The following is a 16,930-nucleotide window of genomic DNA, read 5'->3' as shown; positions in this document are numbered from 1 at the left end:
CCCACCAAAACAGCATCCAGCATGGGGCGTTGTCGCCCCGTAGGGGGGGCTGGACCGACGCCCCCCCGCCGCCCCAACGGCCCGCGGGGGCTCGACGGGTTCGGCGTCCTGCCGGTGCGGGCCCCGGCGCCGACTCACCGCCGCCGCATCGGGGTGAAGCGGACCGGGGTGCCCGGGGCGGCCTGGGCGGCGGCGGCCAGCGCGGCGGCGGGGACGACGCCGATGACGGGGTAGCCGCCGGTGGTGGGGTGGTCCGCGAGGAAGACCACCGGGCGTCCGTCCGGCGGGACCTGGACGGAGCCCAGGACCATGCCCTCGCTGGGGAGTTCGCCCTCGCGGGCGCGCTCCAGGGGCGGGCCGTCCAGGCGCAGGCCGATCCGGTTGCTGGTGGGGGAGACGCGGTAGCCGGAAGCGGTCAGGACGGCGAGCGAGCCGGCCGTGAACCAGTCGTCGCGCGGGCCGAACAGCACCGGCAGGAGCAGCGGATCGGGCGGCGCCGGCGTCGGCACCACGTCCGCCCGGGCGGCCGGGCCGACCGGCTCGCCGAGTGGCAGGGCGTCGCCCGGTGCCAGCGGAGCGGGGCCCAGCCCCGACAGCAGATCGGTCGAGCGGCTGCCGAGGACCGGGGCGGCGGCGACCCCGCCCGCGAAGGCCAGGTAGCTGCGCACGCCCCGCGTCGCGGGGCCCACGTCCAGCAGGGCCCCGGCGGGCAGCCGCACCGGGGCGCCCCAGGCGGCGGGCCGCCCGTCGACCCGTACGGCGCACGGTGCTCCGGTCACGGCGACCGTCACCGCGCGGTCCACGCGCAGCGCGCAGCCGAGCACGGTGGTCTCCAGGGTGGCCGCCGTCGCGGGGTTGCCGACCAGCCGGTTGGCCAGCCGGTGGGCGGGCTGGTCCAGCGCGCCGGACCGCGGCACGCCCAGGTGCGCGTGCCCGGGGCGGCCCAGGTCCTGGACGGTCGTCAGCAGGCCGGAGCGGGTGATGGTGACGGTCATGCTTCCTCCCTCCTGTTCCCTCGCTGATACGTCCCCGCTGAGGTTTCCCGGCTCATGCCTCCCGCTCATGCTTCCTCGATCACGAAGCGGACCCGGGCACCCGGGCTGAGCAGGGCCGCCGGTTCGCGGGACGGGTCCCACAGCACGGCGTCGGTGTGCCCGATCAGCTGCCAGCCGCCGGGGGAGGAGCGCGGGTAGGCGCCGGTGTAGCGGCCGGCGAGGGCGATCGCCCCGGGCGGGACGGCGGGACGCGGCGCGGCCCGCCGCGGCACCCGGTACCGCTCGGGCAGGCCGGTCAGGTAGCCGAAGCCGGGGGAGAAGCCGCTGAACGCGACCCGGAACTCGGTCGCGGAGTGGATCCGCGCGACCTCCCGCTCGGCGACGCCCCACAGCGCGGCGACCTCCGCCACGTCGGCGCCGTCGTAGCGCACCGGGACGGTCACGGTCGCGTCGGCGCTCGTCCGCAGCGGCGGGACGCGCCAGCCGGGCAGTTCGGCGGCCAGGGCGTCCGGATCGGCCACGCCGTCGAGCAGGACGGTGCGTTCGGCCGGCACGACCTCCGTGACGGACGGGAACCCGGACGCCGCGCGGCGGCGCTGGAGTTCGGCGTGGAAGGCGAACGTCTCGTCGGCGCCGTCGAGTTCGACCAGCAGCGCGTCCGGTCCGACCCGTAGGACTCGCAGGTTCATCCCGTTCATCTCGTAGCTCCGCCCGCCCGCTCCGGTACGGGTGCGAACGCCTCGACCCGGACCCCGGCCCGCCACAGCGCGGTCCGCACCCGCTGGGCCAGCTCGGCGGCCCCCGGGGTGTCGCCGTGCACGCACAGCGAGCGGGCCCGCAGCCGGATCCGCTCGCCGGTGCGGGCGGTGACCTCGCCGTCCCGGGCGATGGCGACCGAGCGGTCGACGACCGCGTCGGGATCGTGGACGACGGCGTCGGGTTCGCGGCGCGGCACGAGCGTGCCGTGCGCGGTGTAGGCGCGGTCGGCGAACGCCTCGGCGACCGCGGGCAGTCCGGCCCGCCGGGCCGCCTCGTGCAGCCGTGAACCGGGCAGCCCGAGCACGGGCAGGTCCTGCTCCCGGGTGGCGAGGCGGACGCCCCGGACGACCGCCTCGGCCTGCTCCTCGTCGTGCACCGTCCGGTTGTACAGCGCGCCGTGCGGTTTGACGTACGCCACGTCCGCTCCGGCCGCCCGGGCGAACACCTGCAACGCCCCGATCTGGTAGGCGACTTCGTGGGCCAGCTCGTCGGGCGGGACGTCCATCGCCCGGCGGCCGAACCCGGCGAGGTCCCGGTAGGAGACCTGGGCGCCGATCCGTACGCCCCGGGCCGCGGCCAGCTCGCAGACCCGCTGCATGGTGCTGGGGTCCCCGGCGTGGAAGCCGCAGGCGACGTTGGCGCTGGTGACCACGGACAGCAGGGCGTCGTCGTCGGTGAGCGTCCAGCGGCCGAAGCCCTCGCCGAGGTCGGCGTTGAGGTCGACGACCGTCGTGGGGGCGCCCTCGGTGGCTGCGGTGCCTGCGGTGCCTGCGGTGGCTTCGATGCCTTCGGTGCTTCCGGGCGGTGTCACGCCGCGCCGTCCGTCATCGCGCGGACGATCACCGCGCGCGCGTCGTTCAGGTACCTGGTCAGTTCCACCTCGGCGTCGTCGATCTCGCCTGCCTCCAGCAGCCCGGCGAGCGTCTGGTTGCGGCGCAGGAACGGCTCGTGGAGCCCGCTGGCCGAGGGGACGGCGGCGAAGGCCAGGCGCAGCTCGGCCATCAGTCGGGCCATGCACTCGTCGATCCGCCGGCTGCCGGCGAGCCCCGCGATGGCCTGGTGGAAGTGCAGGTCGGCGGTGCCGACGGTGACCCAGTCGCCGAACGCCTCGGCGTCCTCCGCGCGGGCCAGCGCGGTCCGCACCGCGGCCAGGCGCTCGGGCGTCGCGGCGCGCAGGGCCCGTACCCCGGCCGTCTCCAGCGCGAGGCGCAGGGTGTAGATGTCGGCGACGTCGGCCGGTTCGAGGATGCGGACGAACACGCCGCGGTTGAGCTCGTGCACGACCAGCCGCTGGTCGGCCAGCAGCCGGAACGCCTCGCGGAGCGTGTTGCGCGAGACGGTGAGCGCCTCGCCGAGCGCCTCCTCGGAGAGCCGGGTGCCCGGGGCGAGCCGGCCCTCGGTGATGTGCTCGCGCAGCACCTCGGCCACGCGTTGGGCGGCGCTGGCGCGTTCGATGCGACCCCGGTCGGCCGCGAGCGCGTCGAAAACTCCGGTCACGTTCCACCTCCTGAACTCTTGTCGGATTGTTCCACAATCCCCTAGCCTCTCGGCAACCCCCGAACGGTCGCGGTCCACCCAATCGCGACCGCCTCGGCCCCGGGGTGCCCAGGCGGCCACCCATAGGGCGGAGGTCCTCTGAAAGGCGGTCAGGAACATGATCGTTCTTGTCGGCATCCTCGTCGTGGTGGCCGGGTTCGCCACCCGGCGCAATCCACTCCTCGTCGTCGGCGCCGCCGGCATCCTCACCGGACTGCTGGGCGGGATGAGCCCGCTGAAGGTCCTGGAGGCCTTCGGCACCGGCTTCGCCTCCAGCCGCTCGGTGACCCTCTTCGCGATCACCCTGCCGGTGATCGGCCTGCTGGAGCGCCACGGCCTCCAGGAGCAGGCCCGCACCCTGATGAACAAGCTCGCCAAGGCCAGTGCCGGACGCGTCCTCGCCGTCTACCTGGTGGTACGCCAGCTCACCGCCGCCTTCGGCCTCACCGGACTCGGCGGACCGGCCCAGGCGGTGCGCCCGATGGTCGCGCCGATGGCCGAGGCCGCCGCCGAACGCCGCCACGGCACCCTGACCGACAAGGCCCGCGAACGCCTGCGCTCCTTCGCCGCCAGCGCCGACAACGTCGGCCTGTTCTTCGGCGAGGACTGCTTCCTCGCCGTCGGCTCGATCCTCCTGATCACCGGCTTCGTCGACGCGACGTACCACACCGACCTGGAGCCGGTGCAGCTCGCGCTCTGGGCCATCCCCACCGCGGTCTGCGCCACCCTCATCCACGGCGCGCGCCTGCTGCGCCTGGACCGCACCCTCGCCCGGGACCTGCCTGCCGGGCCCTCCGCCGCGGCCGTCACCGCGCCTGTCGCCACCACCGCCACCGCGCCCGCCGCTACCACCGCCACCACGGCGCCCGCCGCTACCACCGCGCCCGCCACCACCGCCGACCGCACCGAGGAGACGACCAAGTGATCAAGGTCGAGTGGCTGTACTGGCTGGTCGGAGCCGTCTTCCTCGCGATGGCCGCGCAGATGGCCGCGGACCGCGGCAACCCCAAGCGCTACGGCAGCGCCGCCTTCTGGGGCCTGCTCGGCGCGAGCTTCGTCTACGGCTCCTGGGTCGCCGACAAGTCCGCCCCCGCCGCGCCGCTGGGCGTCGCCGTCCTGGCGATGATCTGCCTGGCCGGCTTCGGCTTCACCGGCCGCGGCACCCCCACGGCCGCCGCCCCCGAGCAGCGGGCCGCCTCCGCCGCGCGCCTGGGCAACCGGCTGTTCATCCCGGCGCTGGCGCTCCCGCTGGTCGCGCTGGCCTGCGGCACGCTCCTCAAGGGCGTGCACCTGGGCGGCGGGGTGCTGCTGCAGACCGGCAGCGAGACGCTCCTCGGGCTCGGCATCGCCTCGCTCGTCGCCCTGGGCCTCGCCCTGCTGCTCACCCGCGAACGCAACCCCGCCGTCGCCCTGCGCTCGGGCCGCGGGCTGCTGGAGGCCATGGGCTGGGCCCTGCTGCTGCCCCAACTCCTCGCCGTCCTGGGCTCGATCTTCCAGAGCGCCGGCGTCGGCACCCAGGTGGGCAGGATCACCACCCACTTCCTCCCGGACGGCAGCAAGTACGCGGCGGTGGCGGTCTACTGCCTGGGCATGGCCCTGTTCACGATCATCATGGGCAACGCCTTCGCCGCCTTCCCGGTGATGACCGCGGCGATCGGCTGGCCGGTCCTGATCACCCAACTGCACGGCAGCCCGGGCGTCGTCCTGGCCGTCGGCATGCTGGCCGGCTTCTGCGGCACCCTGGTCACCCCGATGGCGGCCAACTTCAACCTCGTCCCGGCGGCCCTGCTCGAACTCAAGGACCAGTACGGGCCGATCAAGGCCCAACTCCCCACCGCAGGGGCGCTGTTGGTCTGCAACATCGCCATCATGTCGCTCTTCGCTTTCTGACCCCTTCCGGAAAGGCAGCCCCCGTGACCAGAGTCCTGCTCACCGGCTTCGAACCGTTCGACGGCGCCGACGTCAACCCCTCCTGGGAGGTCGCCCGCCTCGTCGCCGACAACCCGCCCGACGGGCTCCTGGTCACCGCCACCCGGCTGAGCTGCGTCTTCGGGCAGGCGGCCGAGGAACTGCGCACAGCGATCGCGGACTGCGCCCCCGACCTGGTCGTCTGCCTCGGCCAGGCGATCGGCCGACCGGACGTCACCGTCGAGCGCGTCGCCGTCAACGTGGACGACGCCCGCATCCCCGACAACGCCGGCCGACAGCCGGTCGACCGGCCCGTCGTCCCCGGCGGCCCCGCGGCCTACTTCGCCACCCTGCCCGTCAAGGCCTGCGTGGCCGCCGTCCGGGAGGCGGGCGCGCCCGCCTCCCTCTCCCACACCGCGGGGACCTTCGTCTGCAACCACGTCTTCTACGCCCTGATGCACACGCTCGCCACCGAACACCCCACCGCCAGCGGCGGGTTCGTGCACATCCCCGCCCTGCCCGAGCAGGTCCTCGACGGCTCCGCCCCCGCCCTGCCGGCCGACCTCGTCGCCCACGCCCTGCGCGCCCTGCTCACCACGGCCGCCACCCGTACGGTGGACCTCCGCGTCCCGGAGGGGGCGACCCACTGAGGCCGCCGGGCCCCGCTGCGCCCCGCACTGCCCCGCCCCGCCCCGCCCTGCCCCGCCCCGGCGGACCGGCGGTGACGGCGGGCCGGCGACTCAGGCGTCGAGCACCTGACCGGGGCGCTTGACCACCGGGTCCTGCGCCGACCACGGGAACTCGATCCAGTCGTCGGTCCGCTTCCACACGTACTCGCACTTCACCAGGGAGTGCGACTTCTCGTAGATCACCGCGGACCGGACCTCGGCGACGTGGTCGAGGCAGAAGTCGTGCACCAGCTTCAAGGTCTTGCCGGTGTCGGCGACGTCGTCGGCGATCAGCACCTTCTTGTCGGTGAAGTCGATCGCGGCGGGGACGGGCGCGAGCATCACGGGCATGTCGAGGGTGGTGCCCACGCCCGTGTAGAACTCGACGTTCACCAGGTGGATGTTCTTGCAGTCCAGCGCATACGCCAGCCCACCCGCCACGAACACGCCACCCCGGGCGATGCTCAGGACGAGGTCGGGCTCGAACCCGTCGTCGGCGATCGTCTGCGCCAGCTCGCGCACCGCCCGGCCGAAGGTCTGGTAGTCCAGGATCTCTCGCACATCAGTCACGCTGTTCAGTTTCCTCGACACTCGGTCGGGCGGCGAATCCGGCCCCCTGGGCAGCCCGCCGCGCGCACGGCGCCCACGGCCGGCCCGTCACGCCCGCTCAGCGGCGCAGCAGCGCCTCCCGGTGCCCCCAGGCAAGCCGGAGCAGCGCCGCACCGGCGGGTTGCATCGGCTCGGTGGTGGTGAGGCGGTCCACCTGCTCGGCGGTGAACGGGATGCCGACCGAGCGGCCGGTCGCGTCGTCCAGGCCGACGCGGCGGCCCTCGTCGTTGGTGGAGACGATCCGCCGGAAGACCTCGTCGAACAGCTCGGCGTCGAAGACGGCCACCGTGAGCAGGTCGGTGACGAAGGTCAGCGGGTCCATCCCGAGGCCCAGCCAGAACATCCGCAGACTGCCGTCCTGCCGCGCTGCTCCGAGCGTCCGGTGCAGCGGCCAGGCCTCGTAGTCGATGGGTGCCTTGCTGCTCCCGTACTCCTCACTGCCGCCGAGGAGCTCCTCGCTCAGCTCCCGCAGGACAGCCCGCCAGAGGTCGAAGTCGTTGGCCTCGTTCCAGGGCGCGTCGTGGGAGGCCTGGAACATCCCCACCGGCATCACCTGGAAGAGCCCGCCGCCGCTGGCCACCTTCGCGGGGTCGCGCCAGTGCAGCAGGAACTCGGCGTCGCCGGTGCGGCGATCGTGCCGGACGGTCAGCGTGGTGACGGCCGCCATGACCGGGCGGCGGGCGAGGTCGGTCGGATCGCCGACGGCGTCCCGGAACGGCGTGCGCCGCTCCGGGCCCGCGAGTACTGCGGCGGCGTACTCGTGGGCCGCCGCCTCGCAGATGTTGATCACGTCGAAGTACCGCCCGCGCCCGAAGGTCAACGTCGGGCCGTCCGCCGCCACCTCCAACAGCCGGTAGCAGCTCCGGTCCTCGAACAACCGGGGCCTGGCGAGCTCGCCTACCGCATCGGAGTAGTACCGGAACGCGGTGCCGTCCTCCCGCCGCGCCCGGACGTGATCGAGCTCGGGCTCCCCGCCGTCCAGCACGGCCGGGGGCGTGTCCGCCTGCCACCGCAACCGGACCCGCTCCAGCGGCACCGGCTGCCCCGGAATCCAGTGCGGACGGGCCAACAGGGGCAACCCCGGGACCAGCCGCCCGGATGCGCCTTCGGCCAGCAGCTGCCCGGTCAACGCGAAGCGATGGTCATTCAGGTAGGCCCGCACCCGCCGCCACTGCTCACGGCTGGCTGCGGCGTTCGGGTGGTCGTCATCCATCGGCACGCCCGGCAACATACCGCGCCACCCCAACAGCGATGCGTGGGCCGAGTGATCGAGCCACGCCCCACCGGCCCTCGGAAGTGACAGTGAGCCCGAGCCGCTCGGAGGCCGTACAGCGGTGAGCCGAAAAGTCACGCGAACGACGGCCACGGCTCTGCCGCCCACTCCCGCCAGGTCCGCTGCCCTGGCGGCCTTAGCGTCGACAAGTCAGAATTCCGCCAAGGCACGTGATCTTGAATGAGCCTTCCGTCTTGATGGCGGCGGCAGCGATCTCTGCTGCCCGACTGACCGTCTCGCGGAAAGGGACGCCGGATTGGTCAGCCCACGCTTCGTAGGAGGCGAGGTGGGAAACGATCGGCGCAGGATCGGTGATCTCGACGGTGCCGGGTAGTTCCCGCACCCGGATGTCCTTGAACGCTGTCCGGAGGTAGCCGGTTGCCTTTTCCAGGGAGAAGCGGGAGCTGAGGGAGACCCGTGCTGGCCCTTCCGGGATACCGAGGACGTCTCCTGCGGCCCTGGCCCAGAGCCGGTCCAGCTCGCGCTTGTCGGTGCCGCTGTTGGTCGAGGCGATGAGCACGCCGCCAGGCCGTAGGACACGGGCCAGTTCCTTGATCGCGGCCTCGATATCGCTGACGTGGTACAGCATGTGCAGGGCCAGCACGGCGTCGGCGCTGTCGTCGGCGAAGGGCAGAGCCTGGGCGTCGGCCACCAGGACCGGCTTTCGGACCTCGGTGAGGATGCCCGCCGAGATGTCCATCCCGACGATCTGAAGGTCTGGACGGTCCTTGTGCAAGCGGCTGACGAACTTGCCGTTGCCGCAGCCGATGTCGACGACGATCCCGCTTGTGTCGGCCAGCTCTTCGACGACGATCCCGGGCAGGTCGTACCGCGGCTGTTGCCACCGGTAGATCGACTGGCGGGCAGCCAGGTGGCGTCCGTCGGCGTAGGCGTTGTTCGCGAGGACGGACCGGTCGGTGACTGCGGCGTCCTGCTGAGCGGTGTTGCTCGTCATGCGGGCAGCTCCGGAGGGTTCGTGAGTGCGGGTCGAGAGCAGGCTTCCCTGACATTCTCGCGGAGACCCAGGACGATCGGGGAGCCTGCGTAGGCGGGCTCGGCGAGACGGGTGCTCAGCACCCGAAGACGGGCAGAGATGCTCGCTGTGCGACGACCCGGTGCGGCAGACAGCACCACCGAGAGCTTCTCCTGCACACCGTCGAGGTCACCGTGGGCGAGGTGGGCGTTGGCAAGGTCGAGGAACGCGGCCAGCAGGTCGCCGGAGGACTGCTCCTGCTGCGGCCCGGACTCGTACAGGGCGATAGCCCTGGAGGACGCCTCGATGGCTCGATTCACGTGACGGTGACCGCCCAGGGCAATGAGGGTGGTACCCGCGTAGGCCCACTGCTTGGCCTCGGGGAACGTGAACACACCGGGAAGGTCCACGGCCGCTACCGTGTGCCGCGCTGCCGTGGCCGTTTCCACGGCCCGTAGCGCGCTCGCGCTGTCGCCGAGCGCGGCGGTGGCCCGTGCTTCGAGGCTGAGCAGACGAGCTGCGATGGTCCCGCTGTCCGCGTACAGCAGTCCGGCTCTGGCCAGCTCGGCGGCCTGGCGGTGGTCCTGCTGCCAGTAGGCGATCAGGGACTGGACGGATCGGATCCAGGCCCGGAGACCGTTGTGGCCGGCTGACTCCGCGCAGCGCCAGGCCGTTCGAGAATGCGTGGCCGCAGCCGCGTACTGGCCGAGGTCGAGGGCGACATGGGTGGCCAGGCCACAGAGGCGTCCGGCTTGTAGGTAGAGATGGCTTGTCTGGTAGGGGTGTTGGCGGCCTCGGAGTAAGTCGAACACTCCTCGCCGGAGGGTTCCGATGTCGTGGAAGAGCTCGGACACCGGCTTGCTCACGTAGTCCCCTGCCAGCCTCGCAATGTCCGCGTCGATCTGTTCGAGCAGCGTGTCGTCCACGTTGGACGCGCTCGCGAAGCGGAGGAAGAGCGCGGACTCTGCCGAGTCGGCTGCTACGGCCACGACGAGATCGCCGTCGTGGTCCGTGTGTGAGGCAGGCACAAGGGGCGAGGTTTCGCTCACGCTGTTGAGCGGTGGAACTGCTTCGGCGGCTGCCAGGGGTGCTCCCAGCAGGTCAGCCAACTGGTCGACCGAGAGCCTCAGGACGCGGGCGAGCTTCGGCCGCATCCAGGGCTGCGGGGTGCCCCTGCCGCTCTCCCATCGCCCCACGGTCGTACGGTCCACGTCGAGGGCTTCAGCCAGGGATTCCTGGGTGTGACCGACTGCCTCCCTGCGCTGGATCAGCCGGGACCGCCTGGATGCCATTCTGCGTCCTCCAGGGGTAGGTCAGTTCGTCCGTAGCCGTAACAGGCCAGTTCATGGCCGGGTTTGCAGCACGGATGCCTCGTTGTCGCCTCAATTCTGCTCTGGTTCATCGGCGTTGGACGCGGTTCTGTGGATACCTGCCGGGTGAATCCCGGCGCGAATCGGCCCGCTGCCGACCTCGTCCCGGTGAAAGGTGCGCACTCATGTCCGTCGCCACTCGCCAAGCCATCACCCCTGCCCCGTTCGGCTTTTGCGTGCTGCCCAGTGCCAAGGCCGTACCGAACGCCCGGCGGCGGGTGATACGGACCGTGCGCGGTTGGGGCCTGCCGCTGGCGGAGGACGCGCTCCGCGGCGTCGAGCCGGACCCCGCCGGAAAGCGGATCTGGTTCGAGGTCGGCACCACCGCCGCAGTCTCGGGCGACGAGCGACTCACCGCGCTGGTGAGGGCCGCGGCCCCGAAGGCACGGGACGTCGTCCCGACCAGTGCCTGACAAGACTTCCTCCCGCCCCGACGCGGGCTTGGGGGATGCGGGTGGCCGCGCTGATCAACAGCTACGCGGCAAGAACACCTGAGGTTCCTTGCCAACGGCTTGCCCTGGCAACGGATCCATCGCTGCACCCACGACAGGGCTGGGCAGTCGGCCCGCCCCATGAAACCGAAGGAGTACCTCATGCCCGAGAACCTGACGACCGGCACTGAGCTGGAGGGCGACGGCCTGCTTGTCGCCCGTACGAAGGTCGCCGCGGCTCGCTCGCGCGGCGAGCAGCCGTCGGACGGCGGCTCCACCGGCCGAACCGACACCAACGACTGACGGCTGCATCACGATGACCGCCGAGCACTTCTCGGTGGTTGAGCGTCTGGGCGGGGATGACTTCCTCGCCCAGACGCTCAGCCGCAGCTTCAAGGTCGCACGCGGCGAAGCCGCGTCGCTTGCTGGGCTGATGAGCTGGGATGACCTCAACGCCATCCTTACCCGTCACCGGTTCGAACCCCCTCGCTTCCGCCTCGCCGCCAACGGGGAGCAGGTGCCCGCACACACCTACTCCCGGCCGATCACCACCCGGCGGAGCACCGTCTGGCACCAGCTCCAGCCCTCCGATTTGCACCAGCGTCTCGCCGAGGGTGCCACGCTGGTCCTGGATGCCGTCGACGAACTCCACCCCGGCATCGGGTCCCTGGCCGGCCAGCTGGAGCGCTGGCTGCGCACCGGCGTGCAGGTCAACCTGTACGCCTCCTGGACCGGCGTCGAAGGCTTCGGCGTCCACTGGGACGATCACGACGTGGTCGTCGTCCAGCTCGACGGCGCCAAGCGCTGGCGCATCTACGGCCCCACGCGCACGGTGCCGATGCACCGCGACGTCGAGACACCCGAGCCGCCGCCCGAAGAGCCCGTCGCCGATCTGGTCCTCACGGCCGGTGATGTGCTCTACCTGCCTCGGGGCTGGTGGCACGCCGTCGCCGCCTCCGAGGGCAAACCCTCGCTACACGTCACGTGCGGACTGCAGAGCACAACCGGCGCCGATCTGATCACCTGGCTGTCGGAGATGTTGCGCGCCCACGAGGCCGTCCGGGCGGACATTCCGCGCTTCGGAGCAGCCGAAGAGCAGCGCGCGTTCCTCGACACGATCGGCAAGCTCCTCGCGGCCGAGTTGGAGAGCGACGACCTGATCGCCCGCTTCTCCTCCGCCCGCGACGCCACCGAGCGAGCCCGGCTCGCACCGTCGCTGCCCCACATCACGGCAGCCCCGCCGGATGCCGACCTCCAGGTGCGCCTGGTCACCACGCGACCCGCGCTCACGGCCGTGTCCGACGACACCGTCCGGCTGACCGCCGGCGGCGAGGAGTGGACGTTCGCCGCCAAGGCCGAGCCGATGCTCGCGCTCCTCGCAGACGGGGACCCCCATCGGCTGGCTGATCTCGCACAGGCCGCAGGCATCACCATCACACAGGCGGCCAATGTCGTGACGGAGCTGGTCGACGGCCAAGCCGCCGTGATCGGAGGTGCGCCATGACGGCCCAGCTGGGCCTCGGCACCTACCGCTGCCTCGATGTGGCCGAGGCCGCGCTGATGGCCGCCTCCCGAGGTGCCGACTGGGTGGACACCGCGCCCAACTACGCAGGCGGCCAGGCGGAAACCTCGCTCGCCCCGGTTCTGGCTGCCCACCGGGATCTTCGCGTCTCCACGAAGGTGGGCTTCATCCCGGCTGGCGCCGGGCACATCGGCGTGCGGGCCGGTGCCCTGATGGCAGCGGATGCCGAACGCGGGTACTGCCTCGCCCCGAACTACATCGCCTGGCAGCTCGCCCGTAGCAGGCGCATGCTCGGCCGGGTACCCGACCTGGTGTTCGTGCACAACCCCGAACACGGTTGCCCGGACGGCGAGATCACCGGCCGGCTCTACAAGGCCTTCCTGACCCTGGAAGAGGCCTGCGGTCAACAGGTCATCAGCGCCTACGGAGTGGCGACCTGGCGCGGCTTCAGCAGCCGCCTCTTCGACGTACCCGCGCTGATCGAACTCGCGGCCAAAGCCGGCGGCCCGAACCACCATCTGCGGGCCATCCAGCTCCCGGTCTCCCTCGTCCACCTCGTGCCCGTCGCCCAGGCTCTCGGCGGACATGGCCCGTTGGCCGACGCCCTGAATGCGGGACTGGAGGTGTTCGCCTCCGCCCCGCTCCACGGCGGCGAGATTCCTGACCTGGTGACCCCGGAACTGTCCGAGCTGATCACCCCTGGCAGGACCCCTACCGAGACCGCCCTCGCCGTTGTGGCCTCAGCCCCAGGGGTGAAGCGCGTGCTCCTGTCGACGGGGAACGCGGAACACTGGGGTCAGGCCGCCGGAGCCGTCGGCCGACCGCCGTTGTCTCCGGACGTACTGCGAAGGGTCGTTGATGTACTCGGAACCTGAGCCGGACACCGCCAGCCGGATGCGCGGGATGCACGCCACCGCAGCAGCGGCGTTCGACGCGGCGCCGATCGGCTCCCGCGAAGCGTGGGGCTGGCGCGGTCGCACCCTCAGCCGCCCGGTTGCCACGGCGTCCGGCGAGGGCTGGCTCCGCCTTGTGTCGGCCCCGGCCGACAAGGCCGGCGGGAAGCTCTGGGAGGGGCCGCGGGAGGCAGAACGGCTCATGCCTCCCGCGGTACCCAGGCCACGCCTGCGGGAGCGGCGCACCTGGACCGAGGCCGGGCACGGCTACCTGGCAGAGCTGTACGACCAGATCACCGCCCCCACCATCACCACCCACGAGCCGATCCTTCGGGAAGCACCCGACCTGAACGATGCCTGGTGGGACGCGCTCAGCACCGCCCTCGACGCCATCGCCACCGTCCCGAGCGGCCGGGTCGCTGTCCGGCAGGAGTACCTGGACCGCGCTATGCCCCAGTACCTCGGCATCCCGATCGACACCAAGGTGGCCGCCTGGACGACGGCCCACGGCGACCTGCACTGGGCCAACCTCACGGGCCCGGCCCTCACGGTTCTCGACTGGGAAGGCTGGGGCGTCGCTCCCGCCGGGTACGACGCGGCGCTGTTGTACTCGTACAGCCTCCTCGTGCCGGACACCGCCACGCAGGTCCGTCACCGACTCGCCCACATCCTCGACACGCCAGCCGGGCAGTTCGCCGAACTGGCCGTCATCACTGAACTGCTACAGACCACCACACGAGGCGACAACCTCGACCTTGAGCAGCCCCTGCGACGGCGGCTCTCCGCGATCACCAGTTGACCAGCCCTCGACCCCCTTCTGGTCGAGGGCCAAGATCACACCGACGCGACCGATCCCCGGACTTGAGGCGCCCGCGCCGGACGACGGCGTCCGGGTCGGGCAGACCCAGCGTCGGAGGTGCACACGCGCCGGAGGCGACTGCGAACCCCGGCGATCCACCACGGTCCTCCGGATCAGTTCGATGACGGAAGCCACGGCATCGCCAGATCTGCTTTCTTCCCATGCAGTTGGAGGAGTGGTCGCTTCTCTGGCCCCTCGACATCCGGAACGGGCGACGAGGTAATGTTCCGGAGCCGCTGGGCTACCTCGCGAACGGCTTCCGGTGATGTTGGATGGGCGGGAGCTCTCGCCACGGGGGCGGCGCGAACTCGACAGCATCCGTTACGCGATCCGCCTTGCCGAGGTGTGAGAGGAGCCAGAGGATGACGGACGACCTGACCTCGGTGGCGAGGTTCCTGTTCGAAGCCGGGACGCTCAAGCAGACCAAGCGCACGGGATGGTGGATGGCCGGGGTCCGCGATCCGGAGTCGGTCGCCGAGCATTCCTGGCGGACCGCGCTGATCGCATCGGTCATCGCCAAGCTCGAAGGCGCCGACCTGGCGCAGGCCGCCTTCCTCGCGGTCTGGCACGACTCGCAGGAGACGCGTACCGGGGACGTCAACCACCTGGGCAAGAAGTACGCGCCCGGTGCGGATCCGGTGGCCGTGACGGCTGACCAGGTCGCCGGGATGCCCGAGATCCTGGCCTCGGCCATTCAGGACCTCGTTGCGGAGTACGAGGGGAAGGAGACCCCGGAGGCGGTCTGCGCCCGGGACGCGGACAAGCTGGAGTGCATGATCCAGGGCGTCGAGTACAAGGCGCAGGGCTACGCCAACGCGCAGCGGTGGATCGACAACAGCCGTGGGCGGCTCACCACGAAGTCCGGCAACGCCCTCGCCGATGCGATTCTCGCGAGTGACTCGCTGGACTGGCTCCGCGCTGCCCTCGGTGAGAAGCCGCTCGACGGCGGGCGGAGGAACGTGGATGGCGATCGAGGCTGAGCTCAAGGCGGTCGTGCGTGACTCTGATGGCGTGCTCAAGCAGCTGGAGGAGCGGTACGGCGCCGGCCGGGCCGAGGTCTACCGCGACACGTACTACGACGCGCCGGACGGCAGTCTGATGGGTGCCGACCGGGAGTTGCGGATCCGCACGGTGCACGGCCCGGATGGCACGCGGAGCGTCCTGACCTACAAGGGTGCGCGGGTGGACGAGGCCTCCGGCTCGAAGCCGGAGGCCGAGACCAGGGTCGAGGATGCCGCTGCCGCGCACGAGATCGTCCGGGGCTTGGGTTTCGTTCCGCGCATCGCGTTCGAGAAGCGATGCCGTAACTACGGGTTCGAGCGCGATGGCCGGCGGGTGCTGGTCACGCTCGTGCGCGTTCCCGAGCTGGACGACGCCACGTTCATCGAGGTCGAGACGATGGCGGCAACGGAGCACGAGCTAGGGTCGGCACTCGCTTTCGTCCGCGCCGTACTTGCGGAACTGGGGATCGGAGAGAGCGACTTGACCACGGACCTGTACACCGATGCGGTCGCGGCGGCGCGACCGGTGTGATCCGGACGGTTCAGCGGGCCCGCTGGCTCATCGCCGTGCTCCCTGTGGCCAGAGCACGACGACCGGCACGCTCCGGTGCCGTGCGTAGGCGACGACGTCGGCCGTGCCGCCGTAGCCGCGTGCCACTCGGCGACCGTGATCTCGCCCGCCTGGTGGGCATCGTCGATCGACGCCAGATCTCGCCAGCCTCGCTCCTTCGCGCTTGCGATGTCCTCGGCGTCGTGACCGCCCGGAGGGCGCGCGATGGAGTCCATGTGCGCTCCTTCCCTGTTCGTCAACTCTGTTGCTGGTCCATGGTCCACCTGACGAGGTCGGGGTCCGTGACCTGCGGCGGGGTAACCCCAGTCAGCCCACATGCCCGGTCAGCGAGGAGAGGGGCAAGTTCTGGGTAGTACCCCCGATCAACAGCCTGGAGCATCTCTGCGAGAGCGATCAGCTGACCGACACGTCCGGCAGGAGTGTCGAGGATGTCGGCGAACTCCGTGCGGACGCGGTCCGCGACCTCGGGCACGAGGAGGCTGCTGACCCACAGGACTGCGGGGTCGTAGCCGATCGGCACCAGGCCCCAGCGTTCCCAGTCGAGGATCTTGAGCGGCCCGGTGGTCAGGTTGGCCCACTGGAGGTCACCGTGCCCGGTGGTCCGCTCGACTTCGGCCGGGGCCGGGATGCCGAGGTACTTCGGGAAGACCTGTTCGACCCACGTCCGGCGCAGAGTGATCTTCGCACTGGGTGCTTCCGCGATGCCGGCCAGCGCGTCCTTCAGTGCGCTCCACCAGCCGTCGTCCAGGCCAGGATCGTCGCGAAGATCCGGCGTGGAGGAGACCGCGGGACCTACCAGGTCGAAGACGTCGGCCTGGTAGAACCAGCCGGTCTCGGTCCAGTCCGCGGTGTTGTGGAGCCGGGGTCGCGGGACGGAGGCGGGGATGAGCTGTTCCGCGCCGAGGGCTCCCTGACCGGTCGGTCGGGGCGCCCGGTGACGGCTGTTTCTGGAGACCCGGAGCCAGACACTCTCGGCTCGCCGGCCGATGGTGGTTCCGGAGGTGCCGAAGACCGCCGGTCCGGTGCACACGAGGCCGAGGAAGGCCGCCGCCTTTTCGTGCGCTGCCATCAGGTTGCGCCGGGTGTCGTCATCCGGCTGAAAGGACATCGAGCACCGTCCTGAGTCGCTTGTCGGGGATCGGTTCGGCGAGCGCCGCTCTCGCATCGTCCCAGTGCCGGCGGGTGCTGGTCGAGGTGAGGACGACGTCCAGTGCCGGGCACGCTCCGATGACCTGGAACGCGGTGGCGTGCGGGGTCGATCCCGGCGCGAGGAGGTTCACCAGTTCGGGGGTCATCAGGCCCGGCAGTTCTGTTTCCGCGATTCGTGCCGTGTTGGCTGAACTCGGAATCGAGGAAGATGACTTGACCACCGAGCTGTACACCGACGCGGTTGCGGCAGTCCGCCCGGCATTGCCTCATCGGTGACATGCGGGAGACCAACTGCAGGAGGGACGGAGCCCGTTTGGTTACGCCAGTGCGCCGCCCCCCCCCCCGCGGGGGGGGGGGCGGGCCCCAACCCCCGCCCCCGAACCCGAGGAACCCCCCGGGGTCGTAATAACAGA

20 protein-coding genes and 1 pseudogene are annotated in these 16,930 nt (G+C 71.5%); 11 read left to right on the top strand and 10 right to left on the bottom strand.

The genetic code is table 11. From position 1 onward, the window contains the following. Window positions 1–134: 134 nt before the first annotated feature. The 4 genes from ACFWXO_RS02420 to ACFWXO_RS02405 form a co-directional block, all read right to left on the bottom strand. On the bottom strand, window positions 135–995 hold the full coding sequence (locus ACFWXO_RS02420) for a biotin-dependent carboxyltransferase family protein (RefSeq protein WP_380521505.1): 861 nt from the start codon (window positions 993–995) through the stop codon (window positions 135–137). 65 nt (window positions 996–1,060) lie between these two features. Further along, a complete protein-coding gene (locus tag ACFWXO_RS02415) occupies window positions 1,061–1,684 on the bottom strand; it encodes an allophanate hydrolase subunit 1 (RefSeq protein ID WP_380521637.1) in 624 nt (207 codons plus the stop codon). A gap of 5 nt (window positions 1,685–1,689) precedes the next feature. Beyond that, complete coding sequence (locus ACFWXO_RS02410) at window positions 1,690–2,538, bottom strand: LamB/YcsF family protein (RefSeq protein ID WP_380521635.1); 849 nt, start codon at window positions 2,536–2,538, stop codon at window positions 1,690–1,692. 23 nt (window positions 2,539–2,561) lie between these two features. Continuing rightward, complete coding sequence (locus tag ACFWXO_RS02405) at window positions 2,562–3,251, bottom strand: GntR family transcriptional regulator (protein WP_375883785.1); 690 nt, start codon at window positions 3,249–3,251, stop codon at window positions 2,562–2,564. A gap of 157 nt (window positions 3,252–3,408) precedes the next feature. On the opposite strand from ACFWXO_RS02405, the gene ACFWXO_RS02400 reads away from it, so the two are divergent. From ACFWXO_RS02400 to pcp, 3 genes are read left to right on the top strand one after another with little or no spacing between them, the layout of a single operon-like run. Then, entirely contained in the window at window positions 3,409–4,215 is an 807-nt protein-coding gene (locus ACFWXO_RS02400; RefSeq protein WP_380521503.1) for a DUF969 domain-containing protein, read from the top strand. Further along, a complete protein-coding gene (locus ACFWXO_RS02395) occupies window positions 4,212–5,180 on the top strand; it encodes a DUF979 domain-containing protein (RefSeq protein ID WP_380521501.1) in 969 nt (322 codons plus the stop codon). The genes ACFWXO_RS02400 and ACFWXO_RS02395 overlap by 4 nt, the downstream gene beginning before the upstream one ends. Before the next feature lie 23 nt (window positions 5,181–5,203). Beyond that, on the top strand, window positions 5,204–5,848 hold the full coding sequence (gene pcp / locus ACFWXO_RS02390) for a pyroglutamyl-peptidase I (RefSeq protein WP_380521499.1): 645 nt from the start codon (window positions 5,204–5,206) through the stop codon (window positions 5,846–5,848). Between the two features lie 90 nt (window positions 5,849–5,938). On the opposite strand, the gene ACFWXO_RS02385 is transcribed toward pcp, so the two are convergent. The 4 genes from ACFWXO_RS02385 to ACFWXO_RS02370 form a co-directional block, all read right to left on the bottom strand. Then, the gene (locus ACFWXO_RS02385) at window positions 5,939–6,436 is read right to left on the bottom strand and encodes a phosphoribosyltransferase (protein WP_360238628.1); all 498 of its coding nucleotides are present in this window, start codon (window positions 6,434–6,436) and stop codon (window positions 5,939–5,941) included. A 97-nt stretch (window positions 6,437–6,533) separates the two neighbouring features. Further along, entirely contained in the window at window positions 6,534–7,694 is a 1,161-nt protein-coding gene (locus ACFWXO_RS02380; protein WP_380521497.1) for a transcriptional regulator, read from the bottom strand. A gap of 190 nt (window positions 7,695–7,884) precedes the next feature. Then, window positions 7,885–8,703: a class I SAM-dependent methyltransferase gene (locus tag ACFWXO_RS02375; protein ID WP_380521496.1), complete on the bottom strand. Its 819-nt coding sequence runs from the start codon at window positions 8,701–8,703 to the stop codon at window positions 7,885–7,887. Next, the gene (locus ACFWXO_RS02370; RefSeq protein WP_380521494.1) at window positions 8,700–10,013 is read right to left on the bottom strand and encodes a helix-turn-helix transcriptional regulator; all 1,314 of its coding nucleotides are present in this window, start codon (window positions 10,011–10,013) and stop codon (window positions 8,700–8,702) included. Before ACFWXO_RS02370 ends, ACFWXO_RS02375 begins: the two co-directional genes overlap by 4 nt. Window positions 10,014–10,216: 203 nt before the next feature. On the opposite strand from ACFWXO_RS02370, the gene ACFWXO_RS02365 reads away from it, so the two are divergent. The 8 genes and pseudogenes from ACFWXO_RS02365 (at window position 10,217) to cyaB (ending at window position 15,329) form a co-directional block, all read left to right on the top strand. Next, entirely contained in the window at window positions 10,217–10,504 is a 288-nt protein-coding gene (locus ACFWXO_RS02365) for a hypothetical protein (RefSeq protein WP_380521492.1), read from the top strand. Window positions 10,505–10,684: 180 nt separating this feature from the next. Next, entirely contained in the window at window positions 10,685–10,825 is a 141-nt protein-coding gene (locus ACFWXO_RS02360) for a hypothetical protein (protein WP_199807964.1), read from the top strand. Between the two features lie 13 nt (window positions 10,826–10,838). Continuing rightward, window positions 10,839–12,026, top strand: coding sequence for a JmjC domain-containing protein (locus tag ACFWXO_RS02355; RefSeq protein WP_380521490.1), 1,188 nt, complete (start codon window positions 10,839–10,841; stop codon window positions 12,024–12,026). Beyond that, window positions 12,023–12,919 carry an aldo/keto reductase gene (locus tag ACFWXO_RS02350; protein WP_380521487.1) on the top strand — a complete coding sequence of 299 codons (897 nt, stop codon included), beginning with the start codon at window positions 12,023–12,025 and terminating at the stop codon, window positions 12,917–12,919. Before ACFWXO_RS02355 ends, ACFWXO_RS02350 begins: the two co-directional genes overlap by 4 nt. Continuing rightward, complete coding sequence (locus ACFWXO_RS02345; RefSeq protein ID WP_380521485.1) at window positions 12,903–13,736, top strand: hypothetical protein; 834 nt, start codon at window positions 12,903–12,905, stop codon at window positions 13,734–13,736. The genes ACFWXO_RS02350 and ACFWXO_RS02345 overlap by 17 nt, the downstream gene beginning before the upstream one ends. A 301-nt stretch (window positions 13,737–14,037) precedes the next feature. Next, a pseudogene (locus ACFWXO_RS02340) lies at window positions 14,038–14,145 on the top strand (transcriptional regulator); the annotation flags it as partial. 13 nt (window positions 14,146–14,158) lie between these two features. Continuing rightward, window positions 14,159–14,776, top strand: a complete 618-nt coding sequence (locus ACFWXO_RS02335) for an HD family hydrolase (protein WP_380521483.1) — start codon at window positions 14,159–14,161, stop codon at window positions 14,774–14,776. Further along, window positions 14,760–15,329, top strand: a complete 570-nt coding sequence (gene cyaB / locus ACFWXO_RS02330; protein WP_380521480.1) for a class IV adenylate cyclase — start codon at window positions 14,760–14,762, stop codon at window positions 15,327–15,329. The genes ACFWXO_RS02335 and cyaB overlap by 17 nt, the downstream gene beginning before the upstream one ends. 274 nt (window positions 15,330–15,603) lie before the next feature. On the opposite strand, the gene ACFWXO_RS02325 is transcribed toward cyaB, so the two are convergent. Then, complete coding sequence (locus ACFWXO_RS02325) at window positions 15,604–16,476, bottom strand: hypothetical protein (RefSeq protein WP_380521478.1); 873 nt, start codon at window positions 16,474–16,476, stop codon at window positions 15,604–15,606. Further along, the gene (locus tag ACFWXO_RS02320; protein ID WP_380521477.1) at window positions 16,457–16,663 is read right to left on the bottom strand and encodes a hypothetical protein; all 207 of its coding nucleotides are present in this window, start codon (window positions 16,661–16,663) and stop codon (window positions 16,457–16,459) included. The genes ACFWXO_RS02325 and ACFWXO_RS02320 overlap by 20 nt, the downstream gene beginning before the upstream one ends. Between the last annotated feature and the right edge of the window lie 267 nt (window positions 16,664–16,930).

Origin of the sequence: Kitasatospora sp. NPDC059088, assembly GCF_042738155.1 — a bacterium.
In the GTDB taxonomy this organism is placed as follows: domain Bacteria; phylum Actinomycetota; class Actinomycetes; order Streptomycetales; family Streptomycetaceae; genus Kitasatospora.
Note: the sequence above shows the minus strand (reverse complement) of the source record. Positions and strands in the feature narration are given on the sequence as shown.